At 68.8% G+C, this 19,034-nt stretch carries 15 protein-coding genes; 5 read left to right on the top strand and 10 right to left on the bottom strand.

Annotated elements, in window-relative coordinates; translation table 11 throughout:
* Nucleotides 1-264: 264 nt before the first annotated feature.
* The 3 genes from ACWD02_RS32235 to thyX all read right to left on the bottom strand — a co-directional run bounded on the left by ACWD02_RS32235 (nucleotide 265) and on the right by thyX (nucleotide 3,917).
* Nucleotides 265-1,950 (bottom strand): ribonuclease J, encoded by a 1,686-nt coding sequence (locus ACWD02_RS32235; protein ID WP_451216777.1) that lies wholly within the window; start codon nucleotides 1,948-1,950, stop codon nucleotides 265-267.
* A 136-nt stretch (nucleotides 1,951-2,086) separates the two neighbouring features.
* Nucleotides 2,087-2,986: a 4-hydroxy-tetrahydrodipicolinate synthase gene (gene dapA, locus ACWD02_RS32230; protein ID WP_451216774.1), complete on the bottom strand. Its 900-nt coding sequence runs from the start codon at nucleotides 2,984-2,986 to the stop codon at nucleotides 2,087-2,089.
* Nucleotides 2,987-3,176: 190 nt separating this feature from the next.
* Complete coding sequence (gene thyX / locus ACWD02_RS32225) at nucleotides 3,177-3,917, bottom strand: FAD-dependent thymidylate synthase (RefSeq protein WP_451216771.1); 741 nt, start codon at nucleotides 3,915-3,917, stop codon at nucleotides 3,177-3,179.
* A gap of 191 nt (nucleotides 3,918-4,108) precedes the next feature.
* Between thyX and ACWD02_RS32220 the strand changes: the two genes are divergently transcribed.
* The gene (locus ACWD02_RS32220) at nucleotides 4,109-4,348 is read left to right on the top strand and encodes a hypothetical protein (RefSeq protein WP_160507559.1); all 240 of its coding nucleotides are present in this window, start codon (nucleotides 4,109-4,111) and stop codon (nucleotides 4,346-4,348) included.
* 142 nt (nucleotides 4,349-4,490) lie between these two features.
* The gene (locus ACWD02_RS32215; protein WP_451216768.1) at nucleotides 4,491-5,051 is read left to right on the top strand and encodes a hypothetical protein; all 561 of its coding nucleotides are present in this window, start codon (nucleotides 4,491-4,493) and stop codon (nucleotides 5,049-5,051) included.
* A gap of 22 nt (nucleotides 5,052-5,073) precedes the next feature.
* On the opposite strand, the gene ACWD02_RS32210 is transcribed toward ACWD02_RS32215, so the two are convergent.
* The 6 genes from ACWD02_RS32210 to ACWD02_RS32185 all read right to left on the bottom strand — a co-directional run bounded on the left by ACWD02_RS32210 (nucleotide 5,074) and on the right by ACWD02_RS32185 (nucleotide 12,426).
* Nucleotides 5,074-5,526, bottom strand: a complete 453-nt coding sequence (locus ACWD02_RS32210) for a tetratricopeptide repeat protein (RefSeq protein ID WP_363212647.1) — start codon at nucleotides 5,524-5,526, stop codon at nucleotides 5,074-5,076.
* Between the two features lie 18 nt (nucleotides 5,527-5,544).
* On the bottom strand, nucleotides 5,545-6,297 hold the full coding sequence (dapB, locus tag ACWD02_RS32205) for a 4-hydroxy-tetrahydrodipicolinate reductase (protein WP_451216765.1): 753 nt from the start codon (nucleotides 6,295-6,297) through the stop codon (nucleotides 5,545-5,547).
* Nucleotides 6,298-6,327: 30 nt separating this feature from the next.
* Nucleotides 6,328-7,707: a M16 family metallopeptidase gene (locus tag ACWD02_RS32200; RefSeq protein ID WP_451216762.1), complete on the bottom strand. Its 1,380-nt coding sequence runs from the start codon at nucleotides 7,705-7,707 to the stop codon at nucleotides 6,328-6,330.
* Nucleotides 7,704-9,920 (bottom strand): polyribonucleotide nucleotidyltransferase, encoded by a 2,217-nt coding sequence (locus ACWD02_RS32195; protein WP_363212644.1) that lies wholly within the window; start codon nucleotides 9,918-9,920, stop codon nucleotides 7,704-7,706. Before ACWD02_RS32195 ends, ACWD02_RS32200 begins: the two co-directional genes overlap by 4 nt.
* A 359-nt stretch (nucleotides 9,921-10,279) precedes the next feature.
* Nucleotides 10,280-10,567 carry a 30S ribosomal protein S15 gene (gene rpsO / locus ACWD02_RS32190; RefSeq protein ID WP_160507553.1) on the bottom strand — a complete coding sequence of 96 codons (288 nt, stop codon included), beginning with the start codon at nucleotides 10,565-10,567 and terminating at the stop codon, nucleotides 10,280-10,282.
* 362 nt (nucleotides 10,568-10,929) lie between these two features.
* Complete coding sequence (locus ACWD02_RS32185; protein WP_451216757.1) at nucleotides 10,930-12,426, bottom strand: outer membrane protein assembly factor BamB family protein; 1,497 nt, start codon at nucleotides 12,424-12,426, stop codon at nucleotides 10,930-10,932.
* A gap of 413 nt (nucleotides 12,427-12,839) precedes the next feature.
* On the opposite strand from ACWD02_RS32185, the gene ACWD02_RS32180 reads away from it, so the two are divergent.
* Nucleotides 12,840-13,136: a DUF397 domain-containing protein gene (locus ACWD02_RS32180; RefSeq protein ID WP_451216754.1), complete on the top strand. Its 297-nt coding sequence runs from the start codon at nucleotides 12,840-12,842 to the stop codon at nucleotides 13,134-13,136.
* A 17-nt stretch (nucleotides 13,137-13,153) separates the two neighbouring features.
* Here the strand turns inward: ACWD02_RS32180 and eccD are convergent, their stop codons facing one another.
* Nucleotides 13,154-14,677 (bottom strand): type VII secretion integral membrane protein EccD, encoded by a 1,524-nt coding sequence (eccD, locus tag ACWD02_RS32175; RefSeq protein ID WP_451216751.1) that lies wholly within the window; start codon nucleotides 14,675-14,677, stop codon nucleotides 13,154-13,156.
* Here eccD and ACWD02_RS32170 point away from each other — a divergent pair.
* Nucleotides 14,670-14,843 carry a hypothetical protein gene (locus ACWD02_RS32170; protein WP_451216748.1) on the top strand — a complete coding sequence of 58 codons (174 nt, stop codon included), beginning with the start codon at nucleotides 14,670-14,672 and terminating at the stop codon, nucleotides 14,841-14,843. The two genes, eccD and ACWD02_RS32170, sit on opposite strands and share 8 nt — an antisense overlap.
* 187 nt (nucleotides 14,844-15,030) lie before the next feature.
* Nucleotides 15,031-19,008, top strand: a complete 3,978-nt coding sequence (gene eccCa / locus ACWD02_RS32165; RefSeq protein WP_451216745.1) for a type VII secretion protein EccCa — start codon at nucleotides 15,031-15,033, stop codon at nucleotides 19,006-19,008.
* Nucleotides 19,009-19,034 lie beyond the last annotated feature (26 nt).

Here is a 19,034-nt window from a genome sequence, read left to right as displayed (position 1 = left end):
TTTCCGACTCTATCAGACTCTTTCGTGTCCGATTTCCTCGGTGCCTTTCCGGTTCCCGCTCCGGCCTTTCGGCTTTCGCGTTTCCCTTTCCGGCGGTTCCGACTTTATCAGAGGTTCTGAGTCGGAATTCCCCCGCCCTCTTCGGGTTGCTCCGGGCACGTGAGCGCCGGGTGCTTCCCTCTCAGGCGGAGACGTAAACGTACTGGAGCGGGGCGCCCCGATGCAAATCGAGGCGCCCCGCTCCTGGTTCACGCAGTGTCGGGGTCAGACCTCGACGACGACGGGAAGGATCATCGGGCGTCGGCGGTAGTTGTCCGAGACCCACTTGCCCAGCGTGCGGCGGATGAGTTGCTGCAGCTGGTGGGGCTCGACGACGCCGTCCTGGGCCGACTTCTCGAGGACCTCCTGGACCCTCGGCATGACTGCCGAGAAGGCCGAGTCCTCGATGCCGGAGCCGCGGGCCTGGATGTGCGGGCCCCCGGTGATCTTGCCGGTGCTGGAGTCCACCACCACGAAGACCGAGATGATGCCCTCGTCCCCGAGGATCCTGCGGTCCTTCAGCGCCGGCTCGCCGACATCGCCCACGGAGAGGCCGTCGACGTACACGTAACCGGCCTGGACCTTGCCGACGATCTTCGCCTTGCCCTCGACGAGGTCGACGACAACGCCGTCCTCGGCGATGACGATGCGGTCGTGCGGGATGCCCGTGAGCGCGCCGAGCTCGGCGTTGGCGCGCAGGTGGCGCCATTCGCCGTGTACCGGCATCAGATTCTTGGGCTTGCAGATGTTGTAGAAGTACAGGAGCTCGCCAGCCGAGGCGTGGCCGGAGACGTGCACCTTGGCGTTGCCCTTGTGGACGACGTTCGCTCCCCAGCGGGTCAGGCCGTTGATCACGCGGTAGACCGCGTTCTCGTTGCCGGGGATGAGCGACGACGCCAGGATCACCGTGTCGCCCTGGACGATGCGGATCTGGTGGTCGCGGTTGGCCATCCGGGAGAGGGCGGCCATCGGTTCACCCTGCGAACCCGTGCAGACGAGCACGACCTCGCTGTCCGGCAGGTCGTCCAGCGTCTTGACGTCGACCACCAGGCCCGGCGGGACCTTGAGGTAGCCCAGGTCCCTCGCGATGCCCATGTTGCGGACCATCGAGCGGCCGACGAAGGCGACCCTGCGGCCGTACTCGTGGGCCGCGTCCAGGATCTGCTGGATGCGGTGGACGTGGCTGGCGAAGCTGGCGACGATGATCCGCTTCTGGGCGCCGGCGAAGACGCCGCGGATCACGTTCGAGATGTCGCGCTCCGGCGGGACGAAGCCCGGGACCTCGGCGTTCGTCGAGTCGGAGAGAAGGAGGTCGATGCCCTCCTCGCTCAGCCGCGCGAACGCGTGCAGGTCCGTGAGGCGGCCGTCCATCGGCAGCTGGTCCATCTTGAAGTCGCCGGTGGCGACCACCATGCCCGCGGGGGTGCGGACGGCGACGGCGAGGGCGTCCGGGATGGAGTGGTTGACCGCGATGAACTCGCAGTCGAACGGGCCGAGGCGCTCGCGGTCGCCCTCGACGACCTCCAGCGTGTACGGACGGATCCGGTGCTCCTGGAGCTTCGCCTCGATGAGCGCGAGGGTCAGCTTGGAGCCGATCAGCGGGATGTCCGGCTTCTCGCGCAGGAGATAGGGGACACCGCCGATGTGGTCCTCGTGGCCGTGCGTGAGCACGATGCCGTCGATGTCGTCGAGGCGGTCCCTGATGGACGTGAAGTCCGGCAGGATCAGGTCGATTCCGGGCTGCTCCTCCTCGGGGAAGAGCACTCCGCAGTCGACGATCAGCAGGCGACCGTTGTACTCGAATACGGTCATGTTGCGGCCGATCTCACCGAGGCCGCCCAGCGGGGTGACCCGCAGGCCGCCCTTGGGGAGCTTCGGCGGGGCGCCGAGTTCAGGATGCGGATGACTCAAAAGACTCTCCTCACCACACGCGCCACGTACCTCCAAGGCACGTGGCGCGCATGACGTTCGTGCAGTAGCAGTTGTTTGGTGTGAGTGCAGGACGGTGTCCTGCGATGTTTCGCGTATTCAGTTGTGAAGTCTGTGGTTAGAGCTGTACCCCGCCGGCGGCGAGGTCGATCTTGAGCTGGGCCGTTTCGTCGTGCGACAGCTCGACCAGGGGCAGGCGCAGCGGGCCCGCGGGGCGGCCCTGCAGGGTGAGCGCGGCCTTGGTGGTGATCACACCCTGCGTACGGAACATGCCGGTGAAGACCGGGAGCAGCTTCTGGTGGATCTCGGTGGCCTTCTGTACGTCACCCGTGGAGTAGGCGTCGATCATCGCGCGCAGTTCCGGTGTGACCACGTGGCTGACGACGGAGACGAAGCCGCAGGCGCCCACGGAGAGCAGCGGGAGGTTCAGCATGTCGTCGCCGGAGTACCAGGCGAGGCCGGAGCGGGCGATGGCCCAGCTGGCGCGGCCGAGGTCACCCTTGGCGTCCTTGTTGGCAACGATCCGGGGGTGGTGGGCGAGACGGACGATCGTCTCGGTGTTGATCGGTACGCCACTGCGGCCGGGGATGTCGTAGAGCATGACCGGCAGCTCGGTGCTGTCGGCGATCGCGGTGAAGTGCCGGAGGAGGCCCTCCTGCGGGGGCTTGTTGTAGTACGGCGTGACCGTCAGGAGGCCGGTGGCGCCGACACGCTCGGCGTCGCGGGCGAGCTCGATGCTGTGGCGGGTGTCGTTCGTGCCGACGCCCGCCACGACGTGGGCGCGGTCTCCGACTGCTTCCACCACGGCTCGTACGAGGTCGGCTTTCTCCGCGTTGCTGGTGGTCGGGGACTCGCCGGTGGTGCCGTTGATGACGAGGCCGTCGTTGCCTGCGTCCACCAAGTGGGCGGCGAGCCGCTGCGCGCCGTCGAGGTCGAGTGCGCCGTCCGCCGTGAAGGGCGTGACCATAGCGGTGAGGACCCTGCCGAAGGGGGTCTGCGGAGTGGAGGTCGGAGCCATGGGTAACACGCTACTCGCTGCTCAGCGCGTGGTCCCCCCTCGGGGGATGTGTGCGGACCTGACAAGTGAGGAGCCCGGCACTGCCTGCTCGGGGGTTCAAGCAGTGCCGGGTCCGTTTGATCAGGCTAGATGAACTTCTCGAAATGCCGCAATACGGACACCTCACTCAGCCCACCCGTACATCAGTGCCTTACGGAGCCACACGTCCATTGGCGTTGAACGCCGCGTGCGTGAGGGGCATGAGCTTGGCCCACTGCTCCTCCATCTTCTCGCCGACCATCTCGATCTCCCGCTGCGGGAAGGACGGGACCTTGGCGAGTTCGTGCTGCGTGCGCAGGCCGAGGAAGTGCATCAGCGAACGGGCGTTGCACGTCGCGTACATCGACGAGAAGAGGCCGACCGGCAGGACCGCGCGGGCGACTTCGCGGGCCACGCCGGCGGCGAGCATCTCCTGATACGCCTCGTACGCCTGGCGGTAGGAGTCCTCCATGACGCGGCCCGTGAGCTCCTGCTGGGCCTGGGTGCCCTCGACGAAGACGTACTTCCCGGGGCGGCCTTCCTGGACGAGCTTGCGGGACTCGTCAGGGACGTAGAACGTCGGCTCAAGCTCCCTGTAGCGGCCCGATTCCTCGTTGTACGACCAGCCCACGCGGTGCCGCATGAACTCACGGAAGACGAAGATCGGGGCGCTGATGAAGAACGTCATCGAGTTGTGCTCGAAGGGGCTGCCGTGGCGGTCCCGCATCAGGTAGTTGATCAGGCCCTTGGAGCGCTCGGGGTCCTTCTGGAGTTCCTCCAGGGACTGCTCGCCGGCAGTGGAGACACGGGCGGCCCACAGGACGTCGGAGTCGGTCGCGGCATGCTTCACCAACTCGACGGTGACCTCGCTGCGGAAGCTGGGCTTGAGGTCTTCGGTGGGGGTCTCGCTCACTGGCGGGGGTCCTTCCATGTGCATCACTCGGGCGGCGCCCACTCTATGGCCCGGCACCGACAATCGGCCGTTCGGTGGCCCGCCACGACAATCTTCGGCGAATTTGGCGAAACCGGGCACCAATTGGCCGTTTCGAGCGTCTGACTGGACAACAGAGTTAAGTTCGAGTCGCGTGAGGAGAAACGCACCCCATGTTCCGTCGGCGCGAGCCCGTCCCGTTCGCCTTCATCGCCGAAGCCGACAAGTTCCGCAGCAATGTCACTCCCCCACCCCGAGAGCGTGCCTCGGCCGCTCAGGTCGTGGGCCGCACCCTGGTCGGCCTGGTCGTGGTCGCCGGCCTCGCGGGTTCCCTGCTGTTCGGCATGCCAGCCCTGTCGCCCGATCAGTCACCCGCGCAGAACCAGCAGTCGGAAGCCTCGGACGGTCGATGAAGACCGCCTGATCCCTGACTCGCCCCCACTGCACCAAAGGCGTGGGAGGCACCCCCATGGCCCCCCAGAGGTGGTCGGCGGGAGCGGGGCTCGGTAGCCTCACCGGGCACAGCCCGTGCGTGGATCGAGTGAGGATTCAGTCGTGCCCCTGCCCTTCCTGACGGCGGACCGCGCCTTTGACGAGTCAGCGGACGACGCCGCGCTGCCGTTCGACGACCGCGACCACTGGCGCCGGCCCTACCGGCCGGGCCCGTGGCGGGTGGGGGCTGCCGCGCTGCTCCTGCTGCTCGCCTCGTACGTCCTGGTCGCCGCCGTCATCATCGCCTTCGCGGACTCGCCGGCGGGCGCCGCTCTCTGCGCGGGGCTCGCGGTGGCCGTCATCGTGAGCGCGCTGCGCCTGCTGCGGATGGGTACGTGGGTGAGCGCGCACGGGCTGCGTCGTGTGGCCTTCCTGACGACGCAGACCGTGCCGTGGGCGCAGGTCGTGACGGTGCGTACGACGCAGCAGCCCGTGCGGTGGCTAGGGCTGCCCCGCACCGTGCAAGGGCAGGCTCTCGTCCTCGTACGCCGGGATCAGCGGACCGAAGGGCAGCAGCCGTTGCTCACCGACCGCAACGCCGACTTCCTGGCGCGGTACGAGGCGTTCAACCGGGCGGCCGACTCCATCGAGGTGTGGGCCGACGAGTACCGCCGTACCGCCTGATCCGAGACGCTGGACGGTGACGCTAGACGTTCACCGGCCTGCCCGCGTGCAGCGCGATCGCGCGCTGCATCGCCTGCCTCGCGCGCGGGGTGTCCCGGGCGTCGTGGTAGGCGACGGCGAGGCGGAACCAGCAGCGCCAGTCGTCCGGCGAGTCCTCGGTCTCGGCCTTGCGCCTGGCGAAGACCTCGTCGGCCGAGTCGCGGTCGATGCGGCCGCCGGGCGTGCGCTTCAACTCGTCCACCGGCAGGCCGCCTTCGGCCTCCAGCTCGGCGGCGAGACGGTTGGCGCGCTGGACGAACTGGGTGTTCTTCCAGAGGAACCAGACGCCGATGAACGGCAGGATGAGCACCGCGACGCCGAAGGTGACGGTGAGCGCGGTGCCGTGCTGTATGAGGAGCACGCCGCGGCTGCCGACCAGGACGAAGTAGACGACCAGGACGGCAGCCGTGACGGCGTAAGTGATCTTCGCTCGCATGAGGTCAGCCGGCCCGCGTCAGTTCAGGTCCAGGAAGTGTTCCAGGCCGAACGTCAGGCCCGGAGTGCTCACCACACGGCGTACGCCGAGCAGGATGCCCGGCATGAAGCTGCTGTGGTGCAGCGAGTCGTGCCGGACGGTGAGCGTCTCGCCCTCGCCGCCGAGCAGCACCTCCTGGTGGGCCAGGAGGCCGCGCAGGCGCACGGAGTGCACCGGCACGCCGTCGACGTCCGCGCCGCGGGCGCCGTCCAGCGCGGTCGTCGTGGCGTCGGGCTGCGGGGCGCTGCCCGCTTCCCGGCGCGCCTCGGCGATGAGCTGGGCGGTGCGCGTGGCGGTGCCGCTGGGGGCGTCGGCCTTGTTCGGGTGGTGCAGCTCGACGACCTCGACGGACTCGAAGTACGGCGCCGCGATCTGCGCGAACCTCATGGTGAGGACCGCGCCGATGGAGAAGTTCGGGGCGATCAGGACGCCCGTCTTCGGCGATGCGGCCAGTGAGGTCTCCAGCTGCGCGACGCGCTCGTCGGTCCAGCCCGTCGTACCGACCACGGCGTGAATGCCGTGCCGGACGCAGAAGTCCAGATTGCCCATCACGGCATCGGGGTTGGTCAGTTCGACCACGACCTGGGCGCCGGTCTCCACCAGCGTGTCCAGCTTGTCGCCCCGGCCAAGGGCCGCGACCAGTTCCAGGTCCTCGGCGGCTTCGACGGCTCGGACGGCCTCGGAGCCGATGCGGCCCTTCGCCCCGATGACCGCCACGCGCAGCTTGCTCATGTGCCTGATTCCTTAAGGGAGTTGAGCGAGTTAGGAGACCGCTTCGTGCAGGCGGGCGGCCTGCTTGTCCTTGAGCGGGCCGATGGCCGACAGCGAGGGACGGTGACCGAGGACCTCACGGGCGACCTCGCGGACGTCGTCCGGGGTGACCGCCGCGATCTTGGCCAGCATGTCGTCGACCGACATCTGCTCGCCCCAGCACAGCTCGCTCTTGCCGATACGGTTCATCAGCGCGCCGGTGTCCTCGAGGCCGAGGACGGTGGAGCCCGCGAGCTGGCCGATCGCGCGGCTGATCTCGTCGTCGGTCAGGCCGTTCTGAGCGACCTGGTCGAGTTCGTCGCGGCAGATCTTCAGCACGTCGTGCACCTGGCTCGGGCGGCAGCCCGCGTACACGCCGAAGAGGCCGGTGTCGGCGAAGCCCGACGTGTACGAGTACACGCTGTAGGCCAGGCCGCGCTTCTCCCGGACCTCCTGGAAGAGGCGGGACGACATGCCGCCACCGAGCGCGGTGTTCAGGACGCCCATGGCCCAGCGGCGCTCGTCGGTGCGGGCCAGGCCCGGCATGCCGAGGATGACGTGGGCCTGCTCGGTCTTGCGGTTGACGACCTCGACGCGGCCCGCCGTACGCAGGGCACGGGAGCCCTGGCGCGGGACGACCGGCGTCGCGTCGGTGCGGTGGAGGGCGCCGGCCTTCTCGAAGGCGGCGCGGACCTGTCGTACGACCTTGTTGTGATCCACGTTGCCCGCGGCCGCGACCACCAGGTGGGTCGGGTCGTAGTGCTTCTTGTAGAAGCGGCGGATCCGCTCGGCGGTGAGGGCGTTGACCGTCTCCTCGGTGCCGAGGACGGGGCGGCCGAGAGGGGTGTCGCCGAGCATCGTGTGCGCGAACAGGTCGTGCACGCAGTCGCCCGGGTCGTCCTCGGTCATCGCGATCTCTTCGAGGATGACGCCACGCTCGGCGTCGACGTCCTCCTGGAGGATCAGGGAGCCCGTCAGCATGTCGCAGACGACGTCGATGGCCAGCGGCAGGTCGGTGTCGAGCACGCGTGCGTAGTAGCACGTGTACTCCTTGGCCGTGAACGCGTTCATCTCGCCGCCGACCGCGTCGAGCGCGGCCGAGATGTCGAGGGCGCTGCGCTTCTTGGTGCCCTTGAAGAGCAGGTGCTCCAAGTAGTGCGTGGCGCCGTTCAGGGACGGCGTCTCGTCACGGGATCCGACGTTCGCCCAGATCCCGAAGGTCGCCGAGCGTACGGAGGGCAGGGTCTCGGTGACGACACGCAGGCCGCCCGGCAGCGTCGTACGGCGGACCGTGCCGATGCCGTCCTTGCCCTTGAGGAGGGTTTGGGTACGGGCGACGGCCCGCCCCTCCGAAGAGGGGCGGGCCGTCGTCGTGGTGCTACGCGACGTCACTTGTCGGTGTCGTCCTTCGTGTCGTCGCCCTCTTCGCCCTCGATGACGGGGATGAGGGAGAGCTTGCCGCGGGAGTCGATCTCGGCGATCTCGACCTGGACCTTCTGGCCCACGCCGACGACGTCCTCGACGTTCTCCACGCGCTTGCCGCCGGCGAGCTTGCGGATCTGCGAGATGTGCAGCAGACCGTCCTTGCCCGGCATGAGCGAGACGAACGCGCCGAAGGTCGTCGTCTTCACGACGGTGCCCAGGTAGCGCTCGCCGACCTCCGGCATGGTCGGGTTGGCGATGCCGTTGATCGTGGCGCGGGCGGCCTCGGCCTGCGAGCCCTGGGCGGCACCGATGTAGATGGTGCCGTCGTCCTCGATCGTGATGTCGGCGCCGGTGTCCTCCTGGATCTGGTTGATCATCTTGCCCTTCGGGCCGATGACCTCACCGATCTTGTCCACCGGGATCTTGACGGTGATGATGCGCGGCGCGTTCGGGGACATCTCGTCCGGAACGTCGATGGCCTCGTTCATCACGTCGAGGATGTGCAGACGCGCGTCGCGGGCCTGCTTCAGCGCGGCGGCCAGGACCGAGGCGGGGATGCCGTCGAGCTTGGTGTCGAGCTGCAGCGCGGTCACGAACTGCTTCGTACCGGCGACCTTGAAGTCCATGTCACCGAACGCGTCCTCCGCACCGAGGATGTCGGTGAGGGCGACGTAGTGCGTCTGGCCGTCGATCTCCTGGGAGATCAGACCCATGGCGATACCGGCGACGGCGGCCTTCAGCGGCACACCGGCGTTCAGCAGCGACATCGTCGAGGCACAGACCGAGCCCATGGACGTCGAGCCGTTGGAACCGAGAGCCTCGGAGACCTGACGGATCGCGTACGGGAACTCCTCGCGCGAGGGGAGCACCGGCACGATCGCGCGCTCGGCGAGCGCGCCGTGGCCGATCTCGCGGCGCTTCGGCGAACCGACGCGGCCGGTCTCGCCGACCGAGTACGGCGGGAAGTTGTAGTTGTGCATGTAGCGCTTGCGCGTCACCGGCGAAAGGGTGTCGAGCTGCTGCTCCATACGGAGCATGTTGAGGGTGGTGACGCCCAGGATCTGGGTCTCGCCACGCTCGAACAGCGCCGAACCGTGCACGCGCGGGATGGCCTCGACCTCGGCGGCGAGCGTACGGATGTCCGTGACGCCACGGCCGTCGATGCGGACCTTGTCCTTGATGACGCGCTCGCGGACCAGCTTCTTGGTCAGCGCGCGGTAGGCACCGGAGATCTCCTTCTCGCGGCCCTCGAACTGCGGGAGCAGCTTCTCGGAGGCGATCTCCTTGACGCGGTCCAGCTCGGCCTCGCGCTCCTGCTTGCCGGCGATGGTCAGGGCCTGGGAGAGCTCCGACTTCACGGCGGCGGTGAGGGCCTCGAGGACGTCGTCCTGGTAGTCCAGGAAGACCGGGAACTCGCCGGTGGGCTTGGCGGCCTTGGCGGCGAGGTCCGACTGGGCCTTGCAGAGCGCCTTGATGAAGGGCTTCGCGGCTTCCAGACCGGCGGCGACGACCTCTTCGGTCGGGGCCTCGGCGCCGTCCTTCACCAGCTGGATGGTCTTCTCGGTGGCCTCGGCCTCGACCATCATGATCGCGACGTCGCCGTCCTCGAGGACGCGACCGGCGACGACCATGTCGAAGACGGCGTCCTCGAGCTCGGTGTGCGTCGGGAACGCGACCCACTGACCCTTGATCAGTGCGACACGGGTGCCGCCGATCGGGCCGGAGAAGGGCAGGCCGGCCAGCTGCGTGGAGCAGGAGGCGGCGTTGATCGCGACCACGTCGTACAGGTGGTCGGGGTTGAGCGCCATGATCGTCTCGACGATCTGGATCTCGTTGCGCAGGCCCTTCTTGAAGGAAGGACGCAGCGGGCGGTCGATCAGGCGGCAGGTCAGGATCGCGTCCTCGGAGGGACGGCCCTCACGACGGAAGAACGAACCGGGGATCTTGCCGGCGGCGTACTGCCGCTCCTCGACGTCCACCGTGAGGGGGAAGAAGTCGAGCTGGTCCTTGGGCCGCTTGGAAGCGGTGGTGGCCGACAGCACCATGGTGTCGTCGTCCAGGTACGCGACGGCGGAGCCTGCGGCCTGCTTGGCCAGGCGGCCCGTCTCGAAGCGGATGGTGCGGGTGCCGAAAGTGCCGTTGTCGATAACAGCCTCGGCGTAGTGGGTCTCGTTCTCCACTGTTCTCCTACGTGTCTACGTTTCGTCTTCTCGCCCCTGGGCCCGTGTGGCCCGGGGGCGGCGTCCCATGCGTCCTTCGTGGACGGGGACTGTGTGGAGAAGCGCGCCGTGTGTGCGGGCCGGTCTTCGATCGAAGCTCCCGGGGGTTTCGCCCGGGGGCCACTACCGAGGACCGGCGGCGGCTGGGTGCGCCTCTCCCTCGTGGGGTCGTACTGCTGTCCCCCGAGCGCTGGACCATGGTGATCCCTACCCGCGGGGACGTGGTTGTGTCACCAGACTACAAAGCGTCGGTGACAACGCGCACGTACAGCAAAGGGAGCGGCCCCCTCTTACGTGGGAACCGCCCCCTTCACGATGTCTTACTTCGCGCCCGCCGCACCGCGACGGATGCCCAGACGGTCCACCAGCGCACGGAAGCGCTTGATGTCCTTCTTGGCCAGGTACTGCAGCAGACGGCGGCGCTGACCGACCAGGATCAGCAGACCACGACGGGAGTGGTGGTCGTGCTTGTGGGTCTTGAGGTGCTCGGTCAGGTCCGAGATGCGGCGGGAGAGCATGGCGACCTGGACCTCGGGGGAGCCGGTGTCGCCCTCCTTCTGGCCGAACTCGGTCATGATCTGCTTCTTCGTAGCGGCGTCGAGCGACACGCTTACTCCTCGTAGTCTTTTCGTGGCCACCGAGTGCCCCTGGTCTAAATCTCAGGGGAGCTTCCGTAACTCGGGAGGCGAGGTCCGCTGGGCGCTGCCTCCAGGCCCTTGACCGGGGGTCCGATCTCGGGGGTCCGGGGGCGCGTACACATACGGCCGTTACACAGGGTACCAGCCGGGTCGTGGACGACTGACAGGGCTCTTGTCCAGTCCCCGGGGGTTCCTGGCGGGGGTTCCTGCCGGGGGGCCTGCCGGGGGGGGCCTGCCGGGGGTCCTGCCGAGAGGTTCCCGCCAGAGGTTCCTGCCGGGGGCTTCTACGGCCGGGCTCCGCGCTTCAGGATCCGTGCTTCAGATTCCGCGCTTCAGGCGCCTTCGACTCCCAGCGCGCTGAGGGCCGTGCCCTTCCAGGGTCCACTGTCCTCCGCGGACAGCTCCCGGGGGGCGAAGAAGACCCGGCCGTGCTCGACGATGATCTCGGTCTCCTCCGGATTCTCCATCCCGATGCGGTCCGGCATGCCGAAGAGCAGATACGGGCTCTCCTTGCCCGTACGCGGGTCAAGGCTGACCACGGCGGCCGGCGAGACGCCGTCGTCGCTCGGCCGGAACGCGAGCAGTTTGCCGCCGCTCACCCGCAAGGGGTACATCGGGCGGTCCGCCTTCGAGTCGAACTTCTTGACCGTCTTACCGGTACCGAGGTCGTACGAGACGATCCAGTGGTCCGCGGGCGAGCCCTTCGAGGCCGCCAGGAAGAGCTGGTCCCGCCCGACCACGATCGCGTCACACGTCTCCACGGCTCCGAAGAGGGGCTTGTGGCAATGGTCGGCGAAGCGGTCTTCCGGCATGTCGATCGTGGTCCGGTAGCCGCCCCGGTCATCGAGGGTGATCAAGTCCGTCACGGCGGTACCGGCGGTGGAGACGGCGAGCACAGCGGGGTCGGACGACACCAGGTAGACGCTCTCGATGCCACGCGCCACCTTGTAGGTCCACTCCGTCTTGCCTGTCCTGGGCCGCACCTTCTGCACCTTGAACCGGGGCTCATCGGTGTCCCCGCACTGAGCGAGGGCAAGGAGGTCGCGCCCGCCCGCGAAGCCGAGGTCCCGGCACTCCGCGGAGGCCGCGCTCGTCCACAGCTGCCGCCCGCGCTTCATGTCGTACGCGACCGAGCCGTTACCCCAGGCCACGGCGACCGTGCCACGCGTCATGGTCACGTTGGTGTGCGGCGCGAACGCTCCCTTGGCGTCGGGCAGCTTCACCTGCCAGAGCTTGTCGCCGGTGTTCAGGTCGAAGAAGGCCAGCTCGTCGCAGAGGTACTTGGCGGGGTCGTCGGCCTTGGGGCTCTTGCTCTTGGCTTTCTTGCCCTTGCCCTTGCCCTTGCTCTTGCCCTTGCTCTTCGTGTCCTTCTTCTTGTCCTTTTTCTTGTCTTTCTTCTTGCCCTTGTCGCTCTTGGGCTTGTCGTCCTCGCCCTTGGGCTTGTCGGCCTTCCCCTGGAGGAGGACAGCCGTGCGTCCGTCGGCGGTGACGTGGCGGGTGGTGTCGCATATCGGCCCGGTCAGCTCGGCGGACCAGTCCTCCTCGAACGTGCCGAACTTGAAGCCCTTGAGCGTGCTGCCTGTCCCCCGGACGAAGTGCTTCTCCGTCGCCCAGGCGCCGGGCGCGTGGACGGTCTCGCGCCCGAACCTCTTCTTGAACTCTTTCTCGTTGTAGTCGACGGCGAGGTTGGCCTCAGGGCTCCGGGGTGCTTTCTCTACGGTCTCCCGGATCTCGTCCGGCGCCTGCCGGACGGCGGCCGGCGTCTTCGCCTGCGGCTGATCGTCGTCGGCCACCGCCCAGACGACACCGCTGCCCACGCAGAGAGCCACTGCCAGCAGAACGGCCAGCGCCCTCAGGCGGCGCTTCTTGTTCTCCCTCTCCGCGCTCAGAACTGACTGAGTAAAAGGGGAATGTTGCGGGCCGTAGCTCACGCGGCAGGGCCTTTCTGGCTCGGATCTGGCTCGGGCCTGGCTCGGATCTGGTTCGGATCTGGTTCGGATCCGGTTCGAAGGGGCGTCGCGTCGTGCGGAGTTGCGGGTGAACTCACCGCAAATGCCCACTGGTTCAGGTTCCGCACGATGCGCGCGTCACCTTATCTCCGCGCTTTCGCCACCCTCCGTTCAGGGTTGGCGGATCGCGCCTGAAACCGCGGGTGACGAGGCCATTGCGCTGCGTACCTTCCGGGCTGCCAAGTAGTCTGAGCTCACGGTTGGTTCGCACAGGTGGAAGGGGCCGTCGCGCCATGGCCGAGGCACAGCACGAGGACGTCCAGGCTCGCAAAGAGCGCGAGAAGAACGAGCTCTACGCTCTCGACATCTCCGGCGTGGAGTGGCACAGCGCACCGGGCACCGAGGCACACGAGGAGCGGGTCGAGATCGCGTACCTGCCGGACGGCGCCGTGGCCATGCGGTCATCCATCGAGCCCGAGACGGTGCTGCGGTACACCGAGGCGGAGTGGCAAGCCTTCGTACTCGGGGCACGGGACGGGGAGTTCGACCTGGAGCCGGCGGCGGGCGAGGGCAGCCGGGACGCGGGCTGACAGACAGGGCGCAGCTGTCAGCTGGTCAGCGCTCGTGCTGAGGCATACACGTCGAACACGGCCAGGGTCAGCGGGACCAACGTCAGCAGGACGAAGCCTTCCGCGATTTCCGTGAAACGGCCCCAGAACGGGGTGACTCCTCGGCGTGACGTGATCAGACCTACGGCCGTGACCAACACCGAGGCGGCCGCGATCGCCGCGATCAGCCACAGCGTCCGTACGTTGAGGGCCGAACTGTCGCCGAGCAGGGCATCGCGCATGAGCGCGTGCGGCGGGTTGAGGCAGAGGCCGAGTCCGAGCAGCACGAGCGCCCCCAGGCCCGCGGCCAGCGTGGAGGCGACCTGAGCCGTGTAGCGGAAGAGCTGGGCGCGCATCAGCATCGCGATGCCGGTGGCGAGGGCAAGCAGCTGCCCCCAGACATCGTCGGAGAAGCCGAGCACCGCGGCCGCACCGACGGACACCAGGGCGCAGCCGCCCACCAGGCCGACGAGCAGTTCATGACCGCGGCGGGCTTGGGCGGCGATGCGCTCGGCGTCGACCGGCTGCTGCGGCTCCGGCTCGGCGCCGTACTCGTTGCGTGCGGCGTGCGGGGACTCGAAGCCGATGGGGATGCGGGCGAACCGCATGGACAGACCCGGCAGGAACGCGAGAGCACCCACGGCCAGCGGGGCGCAGAGCGCCGCTGTCTCGATCGGCTCCAGGCTGCTGAGCGTCGCGATGAACATGGTGAGCAGGCCGACGGCGGAGGCGAAGACGAAGGCCACGAACGGGCCGTCCCCACGCGGCGACACCAGGGTGAGGATCACCGAGGCGATGAGTACGGCCGTGCAGGCGAGCAGGAACTGGAGCCTGCCGATGCCCTGCCCCTCGGTCAGGGGCAGCAGCCCGGAGCCGGCCACGGCCACGTTCGGCAGGGCGCCGAGGCCGAGAGCGATGGCCGAGGTCCGGTCGTCGTAGATCCGCGCACGCACGCAGGCGAGCGTGAGCAGCAGCAGGCCCGCGACGGCGGCGAGGATGCCCGGCAGGCTGTGCATGTCGTGGCGGGGCTCTGCGGTCCAGGCCACGAAGGCGATGAGGGCCGGCAGCACGGCGCCGCCGATGAGCCCTGCCACGCGCGTCGAGTCGCCGTCCCACAGCGTGCGATCGCGCGTCACCGCAGAGGCGACGGCCTCCGACACGTCGTCGAAGACGGCGGGCGGCAACGACTCCGAGAACGGGCGCAGGGTCAGGAGCTCGCCGTCGAGGATGCGCTGCGCCGCGAAGGACCGGGCGCTGTCAAGGACGGCACCGTCACGGCGTACGAGGTGGTAGCCGACGGGGGCGCCTTCGGCCGGGCTCTGCCGGGAGAGCCGCAGGATCTCCGGGTAGATGTCGGCGACCGGGATGTCGTCGGGCAGTGCCACGTCGATCCGGCTGTCGGGCGCGACGATGGTGACCCGGCAGAAGCCGAATCCCGCGCCGGTCCCGGAGGCGGGTCCCGGAGTGGTCCCCGGGCCGGTCCTGCCCGATCCGGTGGCCGTCGCGGAGGCCGTCATGCTCACCTTGCTGCTCCCCCTCCATGCTGTGGTCCTGATGGCGATGTCATCAGTGCTGCTGGTGTTGCGCGCGTGGCATGTCCGCCGACTGTGCCGCATCGTGTGGCGCATCGCGGCGCAATCGGACCCAGCTGGCTGGTTCTTGGTGGCAACCCTCACCACATACCGCTGAATGCACCGATTCATCGGCCGGTTGCACGGGCGGCTCTTCGGCCGGATTAGCAGGTGCTCACGCGCACCTCGGCACCCTACCGCCGACCGGTCACCACCCGTATCAGTAGGATCACACAGCGGCCTGCGTCCGCCTGAAACGGGGCGGCGGACGGAACACCTCGGCCCTGTAGGGGAATTGGTGCGTAGTGAGCCACATCGTCGTGAAGCGCCCACCTCGGGCTCTGCCGTCTCAGGTACCCACCGAGGATGTCGTGCTGCAGCCGCCGCCCGAACTGCCGCGTGGGCAGCAGGAGGGCGCGATGATGCAGCTCCTTCCCATGCTGGGCATGGGCGGGTCCGTGGTGTTCTTCTTCATGCCCAGTTCGCATCCGTTCATGAAGATCATGGGCATGGTGATGGTCGCCTCGACGGTTGCGATGTCCGTCGCGATGCTGATCCGCTACCGGCGCGGGACGCAGGGCGAGTTGGCCGACATGCGGCGCGACTACCTCCGATATCTCAAGCAGACCCGGCGGAAAGCCCTGGAGACCGCACGGGCCCAGCGTGACGCCCAGTACTACCTCCATCCCTCCCCCGAACAGCTGTGGGCCCTGGTCGCCGAGGGCAGCCGGGTCTGGGAACGCCGTACGGGGGACGAGGACTTCGGGCAGGTACGCGTCGGGCTCGGCCCGCAGTCGCTCGCCACCCCGCTCGTCCCGCCGGAGACCGCCCCGGTGGACGAACTGGAACCGCTCACCGCGGGGGCGATGCAGCGCTTTCTCGCCGCGCACAGCACGCTGGAAGACCTGCCCATGGCGATCTCTCTGCGGGCCTTCTACCACGTGACGGTCAGCGGTGATCCGGACACCGTCCGGGCGGCGGCCCGGGCGCTGACCGGTTCTCTCGCTTCGCTGCACTCCCCCCAGGACCTGGTGATCGCTGTCGCGGTGGGGAGGGAGGCCGCTCCGGAATGGGAGTGGTCCAAGTGGCTCCCGCACTGCCAGACGCAGGGCACCGCGGACGGTGCGGGCAGCCGGCGCCTGATCACCGGTGACCCGATCGAGCTCGAGGCCATGCTCTCCGCCCGGCTGCAGGGGCGTCCCCGCTTCCACCCCGGTGGAACACATGTGCCGGACGAGCCGCACATCGTCGTCGTACTCGATGGTCTCTCGCTGCCTCCCATGTCGGTCCTCGCGTCCCCGGAGGGACTGCAGGGCGTGACGGTCGTGGAGGTCGTACCGGGGGAACTGACAGGCGGTCGCGGCGGGCTGTCCGTCGTCGTGCAGCCGAAGACGCTGCGCATCGAGTCCGGGCACGGCCTGGTGTACGAGGGCAAGCCCGATCTCCTCTCCTACGAAGCCGCCGAGGCACTGGCCCGGCAGCTGGCCCCCCTGCGGGTGGCATCGGGCGGGGACGACGACGAGCCTCTCCTGGCCAACCTGGAGTTCACGGATCTGCTGAGCCTGGGTGACGCGAACTCGGTCGACACGGCCCGGACCTGGCGCCCGCGCGCGCAGGCGGAGCGGTTGCGCGTGCCGATCGGCGTCGGCGAGGACGGCCGCCCCGTCATGCTGGACCTCAAGGAAGCGGCGCAGGAAGGCATGGGCCCGCACGGTCTGTGCGTGGGAGCCACCGGTTCGGGCAAGTCGGAGCTGCTGCGCACGCTGGTGCTCGGCCTCGCCGTCACCCACTCCTCGGAGAGCCTGAACTTCGTCCTTGCCGACTTCAAGGGCGGTGCGACCTTCGCCGGGATGGCGCAGATGCCGCACGTCGCCGCCGTGATCACCAACCTGGCGGACGACCTGACGCTCGTCGACCGCATGGGTGACTCCATCCGCGGCGAACTCAACCGGCGCCAGGAGCTGCTGCGCGACTCGGGCAACTACGCCAACATCCACGACTACGAGCGGGCGCGCGCGGCAGGGGCCCCGCTCCAGCCGATCCCGTCCCTGGTCCTGGTCATCGACGAGTTCAGCGAACTCCTCACCTCCAAGCCGGACTTCATCGAGATGTTCGTGCAGATCGGCCGTATCGGCCGTTCGCTGGGTGTGCATCTGCTCCTTGCCTCGCAGCGCTTGGAGGAGGGCCGGCTGCGCGGCCTGGAGACGTACCTCTCGTACCGAGTCGGTCTGCGCACCTTCTCGGCGGCCGAGTCGCGCGCGGCACTCGGCGTCCCGGACGCCTATCAGCTGCCGAACGTGCCCGGCTCCGGCTACCTGAAATACGGCACGGACGAGATGGTGCGCTTCAAGGCGGCGTACGTCTCCGGGGTGTACCGCTCGGGTTCGCAGCAGGCCGCGGCGCTGGGCGGGCCACGGCCGGTGGACCGCCGTCCGGTGCTGTTCACGGCGGCCGAGGTTCCCGTGCGTTATGCCGCGCCGGCGGTAGTGCCTGAGCCGCGCACACAGTCGGCGACGGACCCGGACGACGCGCTCGCCGACACCGTCCTCGACGTCATCGTGCGCCGTCTGGAGGCGCAGGGCCCGGCGGCCCACCAGGTGTGGCTGCCGCCGCTGGACAGCCCACCGTCCCTGGACCAGCTGCTTCCGGGTCTCGCGGCCGTGCCGGGGCGTGGGCTCACGCAGCCGGGTTACGAGGGAGCGGGGCGGCTCGTCGTCCCCCTCGGCCTGGTCGACAAGCCATATGAGCAGCGCCGTGACGCACTGTGGTGCGACTTCTCGGGCGCGGCGGGCCACATGCAGATCGTCGGTGGCCCGCAGTCGGGCAAGTCGACCTTGCTGCGTTCACTGATGGCGTCGTTCGCGCTCACGCACACCCCGCACGAGGTGCAGCTCTACGGCCTTGACTTCGGCGGCGGCGGAATGTCGTCCGTGGCCGGACTCCCCCACGTCGGCGGGGTCGCCTCCCGTCTCGACCCCGAGCGGGTGCGGCGCACGGTCGCCGAGGTGTACGGCGTGATGACGCGACGCGAGGAGTACTTCCGCACGTCCGGCATCCCGTCGATCGCCGACTTCCGGACACGCAGGGCACGCGGTGAGATCACGGTGGCCGACCAGCCGTGGGGCGACGTCTTCCTGATCATCGACGGTTGGGGCAACTTCCGCTCGGAGTACGAAGGCCTGGAACCGGCAGTGCTCGACATCGCGGCGCGCGGCCTCGGCTATGGCGTCCACCTGGTCCTGAGCGCGTCAAGGTCGATGGAGGTCCGGTCGAACCTCAAGGACCACCTCATGAACCGCCTGGAGCTCCGCCTGGGCGACACCATGGACTCGGAGTTCGACCGCAAGATCGCCGCCAACGTCCCGGCCGGGGTGCCCGGCCGAGGCCAGACTCCGCAGAAGCAGCACTTCATGGCGGCGGTCCCGCGCGTCGACTGCGCGTCGTCCGACACCGACCTCGCTGATGCCACGGCCGCGCTGACGGCCGAGGTGACCCGCCACTGGTCGGGGGCGGGTGCACCGGAGGTCCGCCTGCTGCCGAGGGAACTGCCCTCCGAGCAGCTGCCGCCGGGAAACGTCTTCCCGAACCGAGGCGTGTCCTTCGCACTCGACGAGACCAACCTCGAACCGGTCTTCGTGGACTTCGAGCAGGACCCCTTCTTCTTCGTCTTCGGCGAGAGCGAGTCGGGCAAGTCGAACCTGCTGCGCTTGCTGATCACCCGCCTCACCGAGCGCTACAGCGGCGACGAGTGCAAGCTCTTCGTGGTCGACAACCGCCGCTCGCTCCTCGGCGTGACACCGGCCTCGCACCTGGCCGAGTACATCCCCATGTCGAACGCCATGGACCACCACATGACGGCCCTGGCCGACCTGATGAACCGCCGCACACCCACGGCGGACGTCACCGCCCAGCAGCTCCGCGACCGCAGCTGGTGGCGGGGCCCGACGGTGTACGTGATCGTCGACGACTACGACCTGGTCTCCACCTCCAGCGGCAACCCGCTGGGCCAGCTCACCGAACTGCTCCCCTTCGCCCGCGACGTCGGCGTCCGCTTCATCATCGCGCGCTCGACGGCGGGAGCGGGACGTGCGGCGTACGAGCCCTTCATGCAGCGGATGAAGGAGCTGGGCGCGCAGGGCGTGGTGCTCGCCGGAGACCCCGGCGAGGGCGACATCCTGGGCGGCGTGCGCCCGCGGCCGATGCCGGCGGGACGGGGGACCTTCGTGTCACGGAAGCGGGGGAAGCCGTTGGTGCAGACGGGGTTGGTGGCTGGGGAGTTCTGAGTGGCGCTGCTTGATCCAGACGTATG

It is taken from the genome of Streptomyces sp. NPDC002853, assembly GCF_053591915.1.
This window is presented reverse-complemented; position numbering and strand designations above follow the sequence as displayed.